This is a genomic window from Klebsiella sp. CTHL.F3a (genome assembly GCF_019890895.1).
GTDB lineage: Bacteria > Pseudomonadota > Gammaproteobacteria > Enterobacterales > Enterobacteriaceae > Klebsiella > Klebsiella grimontii.
Genome location: NZ_CP082360.1, coordinates 3,552,951 through 3,568,659 on the forward strand (window position 1 = coordinate 3,552,951; position 15,709 = coordinate 3,568,659).

Consider the following 15,709-nt stretch of genomic DNA (forward strand, 5'->3'; position numbering starts at 1 on the left):
AGGTCATTTTTAGCCCGGCAAATGAGAATTTAATACATTTCGCACGATAATGTTGTAAAGGTAGCTCATCATGGCGCATCAATCATTGGCGATTACAATCGTTTGCCGTAGAATGCTCGGCCTTATTATTTTATGTGTCAAACCAAAGGTGGTTAACCACAAACCCCGCATCGGTAAGCTTTCCGCTGCGTCTACATGGGACAGAGTCAAAAATTGAATACACAACCGCGTTCGCGTTCTCCGCTGGTTCAGCTAGCGGGAATTCGCAAAAGCTTTGATGGTAAAACGGTAATATCCGACCTCAATCTGACCATCAACAACGGTGAGTTTCTCACCCTGCTTGGCCCCTCTGGCTGCGGTAAAACAACCGTTCTTCGTCTTATCGCTGGCCTGGAAAGCGTCGATAGCGGCCGAATCCATCTCGAAGATCACGATATCACCCATATCCCGGCGGAAAACCGCCACGTTAACACCGTCTTTCAAAGCTATGCGCTGTTTCCGCACATGACGGTGTTTGAAAATGTCGCCTTTGGCCTGCGTATGCAGAAAACCCCGGCCGCGGAAATTACCCCCCGCGTCCACGACGCCCTGCGTATGGTGCAGCTTGAAACATTTGCCCAGCGTAAACCGCATCAGCTCTCCGGCGGCCAGCAGCAGCGCGTCGCCATCGCCCGCGCGGTAGTCAACAAACCGCGCCTGCTGCTGCTTGATGAATCCCTCTCCGCGCTTGATTATAAACTACGCAAGCAGATGCAGAATGAGCTGAAGGCGCTGCAGCGTAAGCTCGGCATCACCTTCGTCTTTGTGACCCACGATCAGGAAGAGGCGCTGACCATGTCCGACCGCATCGTGGTCATGCGCGAGGGTAAAATTGAGCAGGACGGCACGCCGCGGGAAATCTACGAAGAGCCGAAAAACCTGTTTGTCGCCAGCTTTATCGGCGAAATCAACATCTTCAATGCCACGGTTATCGAACGGATCGACGAGCAGCGGGTGCGCGCCAGCGTCGAAGGCCGCGAATGCAATATCTACGTCAGCTTCGCCGTTGAAAAAGGCCAACGGCTTAACGTTCTGCTGCGTCCGGAAGACCTGCGCGTGGATGAGATCCACCACAGTAATGACGCCGATGGCCTGATAGGCTATATCCGCGAACGCAACTATAAGGGCATGACGCTGGAATCGGTGGTTGAACTGGAAAACGGCAAAATGGTGATGGTCAGCGAATTTTTTAATGAAGACGATCCTGATTTTGACCACTCTCTCGATCAGAAAATGGCCATTAACTGGGTAGAAAGCTGGGAGGTTGTGCTGGCCGATGAAGAACACCAGTAAATTCCAGAATGTGGTGATCGCCACCATCGTGGGCTGGCTTGTGTTGTTCGTCTTTTTGCCCAACCTGATGATCATCGCTACCAGCTTCCTGACCCGCGACGATACCAACTTCGTCAAGCTGGTCTTTACGCTGGATAACTACGCGCGCCTGCTCGACCCGCTTTACTACGACGTGCTGCTGCATTCGTTGAATATGGCGCTGCTGGCGACGCTGGCCTGCCTTGCGCTCGGCTACCCTTTCGCCTGGTTCCTGGCGAGACTGCCGGAGAAGGTGCGCCCGCTGATGCTGTTTCTGCTGATCGTACCGTTCTGGACCAACTCGCTGATTCGTATCTACGGGCTGAAGATTTTCCTCAGTACCAAAGGCTATCTCAACGAATTTTTGCTGTGGCTGGGGGTCATTGATACGCCGCTGCGCATCATGTACACCCCCTCGGCGGTAATTATCGGCCTGGTCTATATTCTGCTGCCGTTTATGGTGATGCCGCTCTACTCCAGCATCGAGAAGCTCGACCGCCCGCTGCTGGAAGCGGCGAGAGATCTTGGCGCCAGTAAGCTGCAAACCTTTATCCGCATCATCATTCCGATGACCATGCCGGGCATTATCGCCGGCTGCCTACTGGTGATGCTTCCGGCGATGGGGCTGTTTTACGTTTCCGACCTGATGGGTGGCGCGAAGAACCTGCTGATCGGCAACGTGATTAAGAGCCAGTTCCTCAACATTCGCGACTGGCCGTTCGGCGCGGCAACCAGCATCACGCTGACGCTGGTGATGGGCCTGATGCTGCTGATTTACTGGCGCGCGGCGCGCTTATTGAATAAAAAGGTGGAGCTGGAATGATTGGTCGACTGCTGCGCGGCGGCTTTATGACCGCCATTTACGCGTATCTCTACATCCCCATTATTATTCTGATCGTTAATTCGTTTAACAGTTCGCGCTTTGGCATCAACTGGCAGGGCTTCACCACCAACTGGTATAGCCTGCTGATGAATAACGATAGCCTGCTGCAGGCGGCGCAGCACTCGCTGACCATGGCGGTGCTGTCGGCCACCTTCGCCACCCTTATCGGCTCGCTGACCGCCGTAGCGCTCTACCGCTATCGCTTTCGCGGCAAGCCGTTCGTCAGCGGGATGCTGTTCGTGGTGATGATGTCGCCGGATATCGTGATGGCGATTTCGCTGCTGGTGCTGTTTATGCTGATCGGCATTCAACTGGGATTCTGGTCGCTGCTGTTTTCGCATATCACTTTCTGCCTCCCCTTCGTGGTGGTCACGGTGTTTTCGCGCCTGAAAGGCTTCGATGTGCGCATGCTGGAGGCCGCAAAAGATCTTGGCGCCAGCGAATTGACCATTCTGCGAAAAATCATTTTACCGCTGGCGCTGCCCGCGGTCGCGGCGGGGTGGCTGCTGAGCTTTACCCTGTCGATGGATGATGTGGTGGTTTCTTCGTTCGTCACCGGGCCGGGTTATGAGATCCTGCCGCTGAAGATTTATTCGATGGTTAAAGTTGGGGTATCGCCAGAGGTTAACGCGCTGGCGACCATTCTGTTAGTTCTGTCGCTGGTGATGGTTATTGCCAGCCAGTTAATTGCACGTGATAAAACTCAGGGGACGTTAAAATGAAAAAATGGTCACGCCACCTGCTCGCTGCGGGCGCTCTGGCAGTCGGGATGAGCGCCGCGCATGCGGACGATAGCAAAACGCTCTATTTCTACAACTGGACCGAGTATGTCCCGCCGGGGCTGCTGGAGCAGTTCACCAAAGAGACCGGCATCAAGGTTATCTATTCGACCTACGAATCGAATGAAACCATGTACGCCAAGCTCAAAACCTATAAGGACGGCGCCTACGACCTGGTGGTGCCATCCACCTACTTCGTTGACAAAATGCGCAAAGAGGGCATGCTGCAGAAGATCGATAAGAGCAAGCTGAGCAACTTCGGCAATCTCGATCCTGAAATGCTCAATAAACCCTTCGATCCGAACAACGACTACTCTATTCCGTACATCTGGGGCGCGACGGCTATTGGCATCAACAGCGACGAGATCGATCCCAAAACCGTCACCAGCTGGGCGGATCTGTGGAAACCAGAGTATAAGAGCAGCCTGCTGCTCACCGACGACGCGCGCGAAGTGTTCCAGGTAGCGCTGCGTAAGCTGGGTTACTCCGGCAATACCACCGACCCCAAAGAGATCGAGGCGGCCTATAACGAGCTGAAAAAGCTAATGCCAAACGTGGCGGCGTTCAACTCGGATAACCCGGCGAACCCGTATATGGAAGGCGAAGTGAACCTCGGCATGGTATGGAACGGCTCCGCGTGGGTCGCGCGTCAGGCCGGTACGCCGCTGGAAGTGGTGTGGCCGAAAGAAGGCGGTATCTTCTGGATGGATAGCCTGTCGATTCCGGCAAACGCCAAAAACGTCGATGGCGCGCTGAAGCTGATCAACTTCCTGCTGCGCCCGGAAATCGCCAAACAGGTAGCGGAAACCATCGGCTACCCGACGCCAAACCTGGCCGCGCGTAAGATGCTGAGCCCGGAAGTCGCCGACGATAAATCGCTCTACCCGGACGCAGCAACGATTCAGAAAGGCGAATGGCAGAACGATGTCGGCAGCGCCAGCACCCTATATGAAGAGTATTATCAGAAACTGAAAGCGGGTCGTTAATCGCGCCAGCATGCCGGGCATCGGTTAAGTTGAATACCCAAAATAATTCGATTTGCATCACGGCGGCAACTAAACGCATCCCCGGGAGCGTACAAACAGTACGTGACCGGGGTAAGTGCAGGTAGCCAACAAAGATGCAGCTTGAAGTATGATGGGTATTAATGTGTTACAAGGATAAGTACACATGAAACAAGATGGTAAAGTCCTTTATTATATCTTCCTCAGCATTGGCATCGTGATGATGCTCATCTCCGCCGCTATTTTTTATTATCAATATCGCTCTACCAGCAACGTTATCCATACCACCGGTATTATCGTTGATACCGAATTGCGCAGAAGTAACCCCAACGCCAAAGGGACAAAACGCAACAAAGCCACCTGGCGTCCCGTTGTCGCCTTCCGCCCGACGCCGGATTACACGCTCATTTTTAAATCAAAGTTCGGAAATTCCCTTTATGAAAACAGTGAAGGAGAAACCGTCGACGTTATTTACCCTCCTGGACAACCGCATCAGGCCAGAATCCATAGCCCATGGATGAATTTTTTTAAATGGGGTTTTTTAGGTCTTATTGGCATCATTTTTACTGCGGGTAGCCAGCTTATTCGCCCTTCCTCTAAAAAGAAACGGAGGGTAGTCCAGTGAGGAAGTTAATTACCCTATTGTTCTGTCTTTCGATATTTCATCCTGGTTTCGCAGCGTCAACGCCTGACATCGAAGGATACTTTACGGATACTACCAATACGGTCTCCAGTAAGAGCGACATTATCCAGCGCGCTGAGCGTTTCAAAAAGCAAGCAGGGATCGCGCCGTTTATTCTGTTAACCACGCAAGAAACCCTTTTGCAGGCGAAAAAAACACAACTACTGCAATCGGCAAAACGACTGGCTGACGAAAATCAGGGCTTCCTGCTGCTGATTATCACTACCGACAGCCGCCAGATTGAACTGATTGGCGACCCGAAAGCACAGTCACGCCTACGGGACAGTCACGCGGCCTTAATCATTGAGAATCACACCCTCGCCTACTGGCAGAATGGTCTGTGGTTCCAGGGGCTCAATACCGCGCTGGACGTACTACAGGCGGCGCTATTACAGCAGCCCACTCCACCGCTCACCTGGTATGCTTCGTCGGATGCGCCCTACAAAGACGATTTGCCCGGCCATCCGCTCGGTTTTCTCTTCTGGGTGCTGGCGTTTATGGCCTTCACATGGTGTTTCCGCTTCACCACCCGCTGGCGCTATGCGCTGAAGTTCACGCTGGCAATGACGGTAGCTAACCTCTTTTATCAGGCGGTATGCCTGTACTTCAGCAGCGGCGGCTTTTACCTGTATAAAATCGTCCCCCTGTGGGCGATAATGATAGGCTTCAGTACGTTTGTAGCCACCTGGCTGTGGACGCGTAAACGACGCTGAATTTAGCTTTTCGCCATTCTGAATGAGAGTGAAATGCGGCGGGCGGCTTTTTACTACCCGCCAGAGTCCTACTCTTTCCGCTTTCCCTTACGCTTATTTGCGGCGTCATCCACCTTGCCGGTGACATAGTTCAGCGGCTTCCACAATGCTGCTATCGTAATAAGCGTACCGAACGTGGCAACATCGCCCTGTGCGCTCTGGCCGACCAACAGTAGATAGAGCAGATGAAACAGACATGAAGCGGCGGATCCGAGACCGAGAAAAAAACAAATAATAAACAGGATATTTCGATTATCGGAAAGACGGGGCAGGCAATACTGACTCCAAAGGCCAACCCCCAATGCGGCCAAAAATATCGCGGCTGATATTACTAATGGGCTATCCATAGCCCCTCCTGTTTTCCGTAACGTTGTAGTGATGAGGTTGCGTTTATCCTGCCAGCTGTTTAAGCAGCTTTTCCACAAAGCGCGGCACCACTTCACTAGCCAGGCCATAGTGTTTTTCGGCAAATTCACTGCCCACCTGGCTTGGCTCGAGGTTGAGCTCAACCGTATGGGCGCCCTGCAGCCGCGCTTCGTGGACAAAGCCGGCCGCCGGATAAACGTGCCCGGAAGTGCCGATGGCGACAAAGATATCGCACTCGGCCAGCGCCAGGTAGATCTCATCCATATCCAGCGGCATCTCGCCGAACCACACCACGTGCGGGCGCAGCGGCGCGGGGAACTGGCAGCAATGGCATTTGTCTTCAGCGGTTACATCGCCGGTCCACTCCAGCACCTGCCCGCTCCACGAGCAGCGCACCTTCAGCAATTCGCCGTGCATATGTATCACCCGACGGTTGCCCGCACGTTCATGCAGATTATCGATATTCTGGGTCACCAGCAGGAAATGGTCGCCCAGCGCCTCTTCCAGCCGCGCCAGCGCCTGATGCGCGGCATTGGGCTCGATATCCGGGCCTTGCAGCTGGCGGCGGCGGTCATTATAAAACGCCTGCACCAGCGCCGGGTCGCGGGCGAAGCCTTCCGGCGTCGCCACATCCTCAACCCGATGCTCTTCCCACAGACCATCAGCGGCGCGGAAGGTTTTAATTCCCGACTCCGCCGAGATGCCCGCGCCGGTTAATACCACAACTCTTGGTTTTTCCATCGCTTCAGGGGTCTCCTTATCTTCGCCGAAGAAAATCCGCTGGCGCAGACGGTCTCGTAACCGGCGCTTGTTGCGGCGAAATCGGCTTAATCGATGTAAGCGGCGCGACTGCATAGCTACCTCTGTCGTTATTGAGTCAGATGAAGGAAGGCCGCACCGCGCATACCTCCGGCATCGCCATGACGCGCGCGCTCAATACGCGGCACGCTGGCAACGGGAAGCAGATGTCGCGGCAGGCGCTGCGCCAGCCCTTCGGTTATTGCAGTAAAGTTAGACAATCCTCCGCCAAGCACCAGCAGATCCGGATCGACAATGGTTAAAATATTGCCCAGACACACCGCCAGCAGATCGAGATAGCGCTCGACGTGCTCGCGCGCCTTCGCGTCGCCCTGCTGCCAGAGCGCGACGATCTCCGGCGAGGTTAAAGATTGTTGGTAAAAATGTTCGTACAGCCAGGCAAAACCGCGGCCGGAAAGGTAGTTTTCAATGCAGCCCAGCTGGCCGCAGCCGCAGCGCGTAAGCGGAAAATCACGGCCGACGACTTCCAGCGCATCCACCGGCAAGCGGATATGGCCGAATTCGCCGGTAATATAGCGATGCCCGGTAATCGATTTTCCATTGAGCACCAGCCCCCCGCCAACGCCAGTGCCGAGGATCATCCCCATCACCAGCGGATAGTGGGTAAATTCGTCATCCCACGCTTCAGAAAGGGCAAAACAGTTGGCGTCGTTATCAAGGCGCACGTCGCGCGCCAGACGATCGCTCAGATCGGCCCGCAGGCGCCTGCCGCTGGCGGCGGGCACGTTGGCGGCGTAGAGCGTGCCGTCCTCGGTTTCCGGCATTCCCGGAATACCGATGCCCACCGAGCCCTGGCAGCCGAAGCGCTGGTCGGCTTCGTGCACCAGCTCCTCTACGGCCTGCAAAAATGCTTCGTAGCTCTCTTTCGGCGTGGCGACGCGTTTTTCCCACTGCAGCCGCCGCGCTTTATCAAATACGCCCAGCGCTATCTTGCTGCCGCCAATGTCAAATCCATAGTACATTTCAGCAATTCCTCTTTACTGGTCTGCAAAGCCGACCATGACGATAAATTACTGGCCACTCAGCACCCTCGCCGGGTCAATGCGGCTGGCGCGGCGGGCGGGATACCAGCTGGCCAGCAAACTCAGCAACAGTGCCGTCACCAGCACGTAAACGACGTCCAGCCAGTGCAGTTCAGACGGCAGGAAGTCAATAAAATAGATGTCGCCGGAGAGGAATTTATGCCCGATCAGGTTCTCAATACCGTTAATGATTGCGGTCAACTTGAAGGCACAGATAACGCCAATCGCCACCCCAATCAGGCTCCCTACCGAACCGGCAAGTAAACCATACCATACGAAAATCGCGCGGATCAGCCCGTCTTTAGCGCCAAGCGTGCGCAGCACCGCAATATCGCCGCTTTTATCTTTCACCGCCATCACCAGGGTCGAGACGATGTTAAAGCAGGCCACGCCAATCACCAGCACCATTGCGAGATACATAATGGCGCGGATCATCTGAATATCGCGGTACATATAGCCGTAAGTGCCTATCCAGCTCTTGATATAAACGTAGCTGTTGGTTACTTCGCCCGCATCGCGCACCAGGGTGTTCGCGTGGAACACATCGGTGACTTTAATAGCGATACCGGTCACGCTGCTGCCCATTTCAAGATACTGCTGCGCATCCTGCATGGGGATCATGGCAAAACTATGATCGAGCTGGCCGCTGAGCTGCAAAATACCGGTAACGTGGAGCCTGACGCGCTTTGGCTGCAGCAGCTGGTGGTCGGCATCCGAGTTGGGAATCATAATTGACACCCAGTCGCCCTGCTTAACGTGCAGCGCATCGGCGACGCCTTTACCGAGGATCACCTGCTGCTCTCCGGCTTTAAAGTTCGCCCACGCGTTGTTCTGCACAAAGTTGGGTAGCGAACTGAGACGGCTCTCCTGCTGCGGATCGACGCCCTTTACCTGGATGGCGCGCATGTTGCTGCCGCTCTCCACCAGTCCGGTGAAGTTAATGTACGGCGCTGCGGCAACGATGCCTTTGACCTTTTCAACCTTCGCCAGCGCTTCGTTCCAGTTGTTCCACGGCTGGTTCACCGGCTCAATTTCACCGTGCGGCACCACCGCCAGAATGCGGTTGTTGAGCTCGCGCTCGAAGCCGTTCATGGCGCTCAGGCCAACGATCAGCACCGCCACGCCTAGCGCAATGCCGATGGTCGAGATAACTGAAATCAGCGAAACCATCCCTCCGCGCCGCCGTCCGCGGCTAAAGCGCAGGGCAATTAATAACGATAACGGAGAAGCCATTACTCAGCCCCCATCAGGGAGAGTTCGGCGGTCAGGCGCCCGTCGCGCATCTCCAGCTGGCGGCTCATCCGTTTTGCCAGCTGCAGGTCGTGGGTCACCACCAGGAAGGCGGTACGCTGCGCCACGTTTAGTTCGCCAAGCAGCTGAAAAATGCTGTCGGCGTTGCGGGCATCAAGGTTACCGGTAGGTTCATCCGCCAGCACCAGCCGAGGTTTATTAACCAGCGCGCGGGCAATCGCTACGCGCTGACGCTCGCCGCCGGAGAGCTCCGACGGGCGGTGGTCGCTGCGGTGCTCAAGCCCGACGGCGCGCAGCATCGCTTTTGCCTGACGCTCAATATCCGCCGCCTTCTGTTTACCGATTAACAGCGGCATCGCCACGTTTTCCAGCGCGGTGAAATCCGGCAGCAGGTGGTGAAACTGATAAATAAAGCCCAGCTCGCGGTTGCGCAGATCGGCGCGCGCGGCGGCTGAGAGTCGGCTCATCGACTGACCGGAAAAGATAACGTCGCCGGAGGTCGGCGTATCCAGCCCGCCAAGCAGATGCAGCAGCGTACTTTTGCCGGAACCGGAGGTGCCGACAATCGCCATCATCTCGCCCTCTTCAATGCTGAAGCTGACATTATGCAACACGTCGGTTTGCACGCTGCCTTCCTGGTAGCGTTTGCACAGGTTGTCGCATTGCAGCAGGATCTTATTCATAACGTAAAGCCTCAGCGGGTTGAGTGGCGGCAGCGCGCCATGAAGGATACAACGTAGAGAGTAATGCCAGCGCCATTGCTACAAGGGCAATCACGATCACCTGTAGCGGCTCGATGGCTACCGGCAGCGCGGCGCCGTCGAGGAACGCGCCGATAATCGGCATCAAATTATTTAACTGGCTGGCAAGCAACGCGCCCAGTCCGGCGCCAAGCAGCGCGCCGACGATCCCGGCGCTCGCGCCCTGGACCATAAAGACCAGCATGATCTGCCGCGGCGTCAGGCCGAGGGTCTGGAGAATCGCCACTTCGCCCTGCTTTTCCATGACCATCATGCCCAGCGAGGTAATGATGTTAAAAGCGGCGACGGCGACGATCAGGCTCAACAGCAGGCCCATCATATTTTTTTCCATCCGCACGGCCTGGAACAGCTCGCCTTTACGTTCGCGCCAGTCCTGCCATTTGGTCCCTTCCGGCAGCGTCTGCTGGCTGAGGGTATCCACATGTAAAGGCTGATTCAACCACAGCCGCCAGCCGGTAATATTACCCTGCGGATAGCGCATCAGGCGCGAAGCGTCGTCGATGTTGGTCAACATCTGATAGCCATCGACTTCGCTGTTGGCGGCAAAGGTGCCAATCACGTTAAACAGCCGCTGGCTGGGAACCCGCCCCATCGGGGTGAACTGGCTAGCGGAGGGCACCATCACGCGGATCTGGTCGCCGCGATTAACGCCCAGCTGCCCTGCCAGCTGCTCGCCCAGGATAACGTTATACTTTCCGGCTTGCAGATCGCTCTGCTTGACATTAACCAGGTAGGGCGTCAGGGGATCTTTTTGCGCCGGGTCGATGCCGAGCATTACGCCAACTGCTACGCTGCGGGCGCTTTGCAGCACCACATCGCCGGTGGTCAGCGGCGCCACGCGGGTAACGCCCTGTAATCTGGCCGCGCTTTCCGGCAGCTGTTGCGGGTTTATGGACCCCTGTTTGGCGCTAAGAATGGCCTGCGGCATCAGCCCCAGGATGTTATTTTGCAGCTCGCGCTCAAAGCCGTTCATCACCGACAGAACGGTAACCAGCGCCATGACGCCAAGCGTAATGCCAATGGTCGAGAGCCAGGAGACGAAACGACCGAAGCGGTCGGCTGCGCGCCCACGCATATAGCGAAGGCCGATAAAGAGTGCGGCAGGTTGATACATGTCATCCATCTGATTGCTGATAGCCGATGCCCGAGTATATAAGCGATTATGAGCAGCGTAAATGACTGATACCTGTAGATTTTATTGGCAATAATAACAAAAATTCAATATAAACAACAAGATAGATAAGCAAGCCGTTATTTAACTTTACGCTTATCGGAGTTCGTTACATTTCTGGCCAAAACATGACCTTTGCGATACGGGTTGGCGAATCCGGGTCGATCGCGGATAATCTCACTATTGAATATCAGCGAGTTGCCCTCCATATCGGCAGAGCGAATACCCAAGAGATCATGATACCGTCTATGCCTGAACAATACCGATACTCTCTGCCGGTTAAAGCCGGCGATCAGCGCCAGCTTGGCGAACTTACCGGCGCGGCCTGCGCCACTCTGGTGGCGGAGATGGCTGAGCGCCACGGCGGCCCGGTGGTACTGATTGCCCCCGATATGCAAAACGCCCTGCGTCTGAATGATGAAATCAGGCAGTTTACCGATAGCATGGTGGCGGGCCTGGCGGACTGGGAAACGCTCCCCTACGATAGCTTCTCCCCGCACCAGGACATTATCTCTTCGCGCCTCGCCACCCTCTACCAGCTCCCGACGATGGAACGCGGCGTACTGATTGTCCCGGTCAGTACTCTGATGCAGCGTGTCTGTCCGCATAGTTTCCTCCACGGCCACGCGCTGGTGATGAAAAAAGGCCAGCGCCTGTCGCGGGATGCGCTGCGCGCCCAACTGGATAGCGCCGGCTATCGTCACGTCGACCAGGTGATGGAGCACGGCGAGTACGCCACGCGCGGCGCATTGCTTGACCTGTTCCCCATGGGCAGCGAGCAGCCCTACCGTCTCGATTTTTTTGATGATGAGATAGACAGCCTGCGTCTGTTCGACGTCGACAGCCAGCGTACGCTGGAAGAAGTCGCCAGCATTAACCTGCTTCCGGCGCACGAATTCCCGACGGATCAGGCCGCTATCGAGCTTTTCCGCAGCCAATGGCGCGACCGCTTTGAGGTCAAGCGCGACGCCGAGCATATTTATCAGCAGGTCAGTAAAGGCACGCTACCTGCAGGGATCGAATACTGGCAGCCGCTGTTCTTTAACGAGCCCCTGCCGCCCCTGTTCAGCTATTTCCCGGCGAAAACGCTGATTGTTAATACCGGCGATCTGGAAGCCAGCGCTGAACGTTTTCAGAATGAAACGCGCGCCCGCTTTGAAAACCGCGGCGTCGATCCGATGCGCCCGCTTTTGCCACCGGAGCAGCTGTGGCTACGTAGCGATGAACTGTTTAGCGAGTTGAAAAAATGGCCGCGCGTCCAGCTCAAAACCGAGCGTCTGGCAGAAAAAGCCGCCAATACCAACCTCGGCTATCAGAAACTACCCGAGCTGGCGATCCAGGCGCAGAACAAAGCGCCGCTGGATAATCTGCGTCGATTCCTCGAATCCTTTAGCGGGCCGGTGATTTTCTCGGTTGAGAGCGAGGGACGCCGCGAAGCACTCGGTGAAATGCTGGCCCGCATCAAGATCGCGCCAAAGCATATTTTGCGTCTTGAAGAGGCAACGGGTAACGGCCGCTATCTGATGATCGGCGCCGCCGAGCATGGCTTTATTGATAGCCAGCGCAACCTGGCGCTGATTTGCGAAAGCGATCTGCTGGGCGAGCGCGTCGCCCGCCGTCGTCAGGATTCACGCCGCACCATCAATCCGGACACCTTAATCCGTAACCTGGCGGAACTGCATATCGGCCAGCCAGTGGTGCATCTTGAGCATGGGGTTGGGCGCTACGCCGGCATGACAACGCTTGAGGCGGGTGGGATTAACGGCGAATACCTGATGCTGACCTACGCGAACGACGCCAAACTGTACGTGCCGGTATCGTCGCTGCATCTGATTAGCCGCTACGCCGGCGGCGCGGAAGAGAATGCGCCGCTGCATAAGCTGGGCGGCGATGCGTGGGCGCGAGCGCGGCAAAAAGCCGCCGAGAAGGTGCGCGACGTAGCCGCCGAGCTGCTGGATATCTACGCCCAGCGCGCGGCGAAAGCGGGCTACGCATTTAAACATGATAAAGAGCAGTATCAGCTGTTCTGCGACGGCTTCCCGTTCGAAACCACGCCCGATCAGGCGCAGGCCATCAACGCCGTCCTGAGCGATATGTGCCAGCCGCTGGCGATGGATCGCCTGGTGTGCGGCGACGTTGGCTTCGGCAAGACGGAAGTGGCGATGCGCGCCGCGTTTCTGGCGGTGGAAAACCATAAACAGGTCGCGGTGCTGGTGCCTACCACCCTCCTCGCCCAGCAGCACTTCGATAACTTCCGCGATCGCTTCGCCAACTGGCCGGTGCGCATTGAGATGCTCTCGCGCTTTCGGAGCGCTAAAGAGCAGGCGCAGATCCTTGAGCAGGTCGCGGAGGGGAAAATCGATATTCTTATCGGCACCCATAAGCTGCTACAGCCGGACGTTAAGCTGCGCGATCTCGGCCTGCTGATTGTTGATGAAGAGCACCGCTTTGGCGTACGCCACAAAGAGCGCATTAAGGCGATGCGCGCCGATGTCGATATCCTGACCCTGACCGCAACGCCGATTCCGCGAACGCTGAATATGGCGATGAGCGGTATGCGCGACCTCTCGATCATCGCCACCCCTCCCGCCCGCCGTCTGGCGGTTAAAACCTTCGTTCGCGAATATGACGCGCTGGTGGTACGCGAGGCGATCCTGCGTGAAGTGCTGCGCGGCGGCCAGGTCTACTATCTCTATAATGACGTCGAAAATATCCAAAAAGCGGCGGAAAGACTCTCGGAGCTGGTGCCGGAAGCGCGTATCGCTATTGGCCACGGGCAAATGCGCGAACGCGAGCTAGAACGGGTGATGAACGATTTCCACCACCAGCGTTTTAACGTGCTGGTATGTACCACCATTATCGAGACCGGGATCGACATTCCGACGGCGAACACCATTATTATCGAGCGCGCCGATCACTTCGGGCTGGCTCAGCTGCACCAGCTGCGCGGCCGCGTCGGGCGTTCACACCATCAAGCCTACGCCTGGCTGCTGACGCCGCATCCGAAAGCGATGACCACCGATGCGCAAAAACGCCTTGAGGCTATCGCCTCGCTGGAAGATCTCGGCGCCGGATTCGCGCTGGCCACCCACGACCTCGAAATTCGCGGCGCGGGCGAGCTGCTGGGCGAAGATCAGAGCGGCTCAATGGAAACCATCGGCTTCTCTCTCTACATGGAGCTGCTGGAAAATGCCGTTGACGCGCTGAAAGCGGGACGCGAGCCCTCGCTGGAGGATCTCACCAGCCAGCAGACCGAAGTTGAGCTACGGATGCCGTCGCTGCTGCCGGACGACTTCATCCCCGACGTCAATACGCGCCTGTCGTTCTACAAACGCGTTGCCAGCGCGAAGAACGAGAATGAGCTGGAGGAGATCAAAGTCGAGCTTATCGATCGCTTTGGTCTGCTGCCGGATCCGGCAAGAAACCTGCTCGACATCGCCCGACTGCGCCAGCAGGCGCAGAAGCTGGGGATCCGTAAGCTGGAGAGCAACGAAAAAGGCGGCACCATTGAGTTTAACGAGAAGAATAACGTTAACCCGGTGTGGCTGATTGGCCTGTTGCAGAAGCAGCCCCAGCACTATCGCCTGGACGGCCCGACGCGTCTGAAGTTTATGCAGGATCTCGCCGAGCGTAAAACGCGGATGGAGTGGGTACGCCAGTTTATGCGCCTGCTGGAAGAGAACGCCACCGCCTGATAGCATTCGGGATACGGTCCGTGCGCCGTATCCCGCCCCTCCCTGCCTGTGCGGCAAAATTTACAAACATTTTGCAATCCCTCTGAACTTCCAGACACTCGCTTAGCCATAATCTCAGGGACTTTTCGTATAAAAATAACCACTTACTTATTATGGAAATTAGGGTGATGAAAAGCTTTTCGCGAATTTCTCTCTGGCTGGGGATGATAGCTATCGCCGCCGCGCTGGCGCTGCCCGTTCGCGCCAATACCTGGCCCCTGCCGCCGCCGGGCAGCCGTCTGGTCGGGCAAAACCAGTTCCACGTGGTCGAGAATAACGGCGGCTCGCTCGAAGCGATCGCTAAAAAATATAACGTCGGTTTTCTGGCCCTGCTCCAGGCGAACCCTGGCGTGGACCCTTATGTTCCGCGAGCCGGTAGCGTGCTGACGATTCCACTGCAAACTCTGCTGCCTGACGCGCCGCGCGAAGGGTTAGTCCTTAACCTCGCCGAACTTCGCCTCTATTACTATCCGCCCGGCAAAAACGAAGTGACCGTGTACCCTATCGGCATCGGTCAACTCGGTGGTGATACCATCACGCCGACAATGGTCACCACCGTCTCCGACAAACGCGCCAACCCGACCTGGACGCCAACGGCCAATATTCGCGCCCGCTATAAAGCCATGGGCATCGATTTACCCGCCGTGATGCCCGCCGGCCCGGATAACCCGATGGGGCACCACGCCATTCGCCTGGCGGCATACGGCGGCGTGTATCTGCTGCACGGTACCAATGCCGATTTCGGCATTGGCATGCGCGTCAGCTCCGGCTGTATTCGCCTGCGTGATGACGACATCAAAGCGTTGTACAACGAAATAACGCCGGGAACCAAGGTGACGATTATTAATACGCCAATCAAGGTTTCCGTTGAGCCGAACGGCACTCGCCTTGTGGAGGTGCATCAGCCGCTGTCGAAGCATATCGATGACGATCCGCAGACGCTACCGATCGTCCTTAATGACAGCATGCAGACGTTCAAGCAGGCGCAGCTGACCGATACCGAGGTTATGGAACGCGCGATGACGCTGCGTTCGGGCATGCCGATTGACGTCACCCGCCACCATCGCGTCACGGAGCAGTCACTATAGTTTCCTGAATCGTTGACGAAAAAAAACCGCCTTCAGTTCACACTGAG

At 56.4% G+C, this 15,709-nt stretch carries 14 protein-coding genes and 1 pseudogene; 8 read left to right on the top strand and 7 right to left on the bottom strand.

All coding sequences use genetic code 11. The features are described from left to right. The first annotated feature begins 195 nt into the window (after positions 1-195). The 6 genes from potA (at position 196) to K7H21_RS16790 (ending at position 5,411) form a co-directional block, all read left to right on the top strand. The gene (potA, locus tag K7H21_RS16765) at positions 196-1,332 is read left to right on the top strand and encodes a spermidine/putrescine ABC transporter ATP-binding protein PotA (RefSeq protein ID WP_004131458.1); all 1,137 of its coding nucleotides are present in this window, start codon (positions 196-198) and stop codon (positions 1,330-1,332) included. Continuing rightward, the gene (gene potB, locus K7H21_RS16770) at positions 1,316-2,173 is read left to right on the top strand and encodes a spermidine/putrescine ABC transporter permease PotB (RefSeq protein WP_223035236.1); all 858 of its coding nucleotides are present in this window, start codon (positions 1,316-1,318) and stop codon (positions 2,171-2,173) included. Before potA ends, potB begins: the two co-directional genes overlap by 17 nt. Next, complete coding sequence (gene potC / locus K7H21_RS16775; RefSeq protein WP_004138360.1) at positions 2,170-2,955, top strand: spermidine/putrescine ABC transporter permease PotC; 786 nt, start codon at positions 2,170-2,172, stop codon at positions 2,953-2,955. The genes potB and potC overlap by 4 nt, the downstream gene beginning before the upstream one ends. After that, a complete protein-coding gene (gene potD, locus K7H21_RS16780) occupies positions 2,952-3,998 on the top strand; it encodes a spermidine/putrescine ABC transporter substrate-binding protein PotD (protein WP_004131452.1) in 1,047 nt (348 codons plus the stop codon). The genes potC and potD overlap by 4 nt, the downstream gene beginning before the upstream one ends. Before the next feature lie 184 nt (positions 3,999-4,182). Then, positions 4,183-4,641 carry a DUF3592 domain-containing protein gene (locus K7H21_RS16785; protein WP_049112933.1) on the top strand — a complete coding sequence of 153 codons (459 nt, stop codon included), beginning with the start codon at positions 4,183-4,185 and terminating at the stop codon, positions 4,639-4,641. Continuing rightward, complete coding sequence (locus K7H21_RS16790) at positions 4,638-5,411, top strand: TPM domain-containing protein (RefSeq protein ID WP_142481071.1); 774 nt, start codon at positions 4,638-4,640, stop codon at positions 5,409-5,411. Before K7H21_RS16785 ends, K7H21_RS16790 begins: the two co-directional genes overlap by 4 nt. Before the next feature lie 68 nt (positions 5,412-5,479). Here K7H21_RS16790 and K7H21_RS16795 read toward each other — a convergent pair whose 3' ends face one another. From K7H21_RS16795 to K7H21_RS29045, 7 genes and pseudogenes are all read right to left on the bottom strand, one after another. Beyond that, positions 5,480-5,797, bottom strand: coding sequence for a hypothetical protein (locus K7H21_RS16795; protein WP_195321832.1), 318 nt, complete (start codon positions 5,795-5,797; stop codon positions 5,480-5,482). Between the two features lie 43 nt (positions 5,798-5,840). Further along, positions 5,841-6,671, bottom strand: coding sequence for a Sir2 family NAD+-dependent deacetylase (gene cobB, locus K7H21_RS16800; RefSeq protein WP_004131435.1), 831 nt, complete (start codon positions 6,669-6,671; stop codon positions 5,841-5,843). Positions 6,672-6,685: 14 nt separating this feature from the next. Then, positions 6,686-7,597, bottom strand: coding sequence for an N-acetylglucosamine kinase (gene nagK, locus K7H21_RS16805; protein ID WP_004131434.1), 912 nt, complete (start codon positions 7,595-7,597; stop codon positions 6,686-6,688). 48 nt (positions 7,598-7,645) lie between these two features. Then, positions 7,646-8,890, bottom strand: coding sequence for a lipoprotein-releasing ABC transporter permease subunit LolE (gene lolE / locus K7H21_RS16810; protein WP_004131432.1), 1,245 nt, complete (start codon positions 8,888-8,890; stop codon positions 7,646-7,648). Beyond that, on the bottom strand, positions 8,890-9,591 hold the full coding sequence (lolD, locus tag K7H21_RS16815; RefSeq protein WP_004131431.1) for a lipoprotein-releasing ABC transporter ATP-binding protein LolD: 702 nt from the start codon (positions 9,589-9,591) through the stop codon (positions 8,890-8,892). The genes lolE and lolD overlap by 1 nt, the downstream gene beginning before the upstream one ends. After that, the gene (gene lolC, locus K7H21_RS16820; protein ID WP_223035237.1) at positions 9,584-10,783 is read right to left on the bottom strand and encodes a lipoprotein-releasing ABC transporter permease subunit LolC; all 1,200 of its coding nucleotides are present in this window, start codon (positions 10,781-10,783) and stop codon (positions 9,584-9,586) included. Before lolC ends, lolD begins: the two co-directional genes overlap by 8 nt. Positions 10,784-10,983: 200 nt before the next feature. Then, positions 10,984-11,049, bottom strand: a pseudogene (locus tag K7H21_RS29045) (hypothetical protein); the annotation flags it as partial. 39 nt (positions 11,050-11,088) lie between these two features. Between K7H21_RS29045 and mfd the strand changes: the two are divergent. Further along, positions 11,089-14,535 (top strand): transcription-repair coupling factor, encoded by a 3,447-nt coding sequence (mfd, locus tag K7H21_RS16825; RefSeq protein ID WP_032742307.1) that lies wholly within the window; start codon positions 11,089-11,091, stop codon positions 14,533-14,535. Between the two features lie 167 nt (positions 14,536-14,702). After that, entirely contained in the window at positions 14,703-15,662 is a 960-nt protein-coding gene (gene ldtC / locus K7H21_RS16830) for a L,D-transpeptidase LdtC (RefSeq protein ID WP_004131428.1), read from the top strand. Positions 15,663-15,709 lie beyond the last annotated feature (47 nt).

Excerpts from the sequence above, each read along its gene's own strand:
- potA (WP_004131458.1), top strand. The coding sequence starts at position 196 with ATGGGACAGAGTCAAAAATTGAATACACAACCGCGTTCGCGTTCTCCG.
- potB (WP_223035236.1), top strand. The coding sequence starts at position 1,316 with ATGAAGAACACCAGTAAATTCCAGAATGTGGTGATCGCCACCATCGTG.
- potC (WP_004138360.1), top strand. The coding sequence starts at position 2,170 with ATGATTGGTCGACTGCTGCGCGGCGGCTTTATGACCGCCATTTACGCG.
- potD (WP_004131452.1), top strand. The coding sequence starts at position 2,952 with ATGAAAAAATGGTCACGCCACCTGCTCGCTGCGGGCGCTCTGGCAGTC.
- K7H21_RS16785 (WP_049112933.1), top strand. The coding sequence starts at position 4,183 with ATGAAACAAGATGGTAAAGTCCTTTATTATATCTTCCTCAGCATTGGC.
- K7H21_RS16795 (WP_195321832.1), bottom strand. The coding sequence starts at position 5,797 with ATGGATAGCCCATTAGTAATATCAGCCGCGATATTTTTGGCCGCATTG.
- cobB (WP_004131435.1), bottom strand. The coding sequence starts at position 6,671 with ATGCAGTCGCGCCGCTTACATCGATTAAGCCGATTTCGCCGCAACAAG.
- nagK (WP_004131434.1), bottom strand. The coding sequence starts at position 7,597 with ATGTACTATGGATTTGACATTGGCGGCAGCAAGATAGCGCTGGGCGTA.
- lolE (WP_004131432.1), bottom strand. The coding sequence starts at position 8,890 with ATGGCTTCTCCGTTATCGTTATTAATTGCCCTGCGCTTTAGCCGCGGA.
- lolD (WP_004131431.1), bottom strand. The coding sequence starts at position 9,591 with ATGAATAAGATCCTGCTGCAATGCGACAACCTGTGCAAACGCTACCAG.
- lolC (WP_223035237.1), bottom strand. The coding sequence starts at position 10,783 with ATGTATCAACCTGCCGCACTCTTTATCGGCCTTCGCTATATGCGTGGG.
- mfd (WP_032742307.1), top strand. The coding sequence starts at position 11,089 with ATGCCTGAACAATACCGATACTCTCTGCCGGTTAAAGCCGGCGATCAG.
- ldtC (WP_004131428.1), top strand. The coding sequence starts at position 14,703 with ATGAAAAGCTTTTCGCGAATTTCTCTCTGGCTGGGGATGATAGCTATC.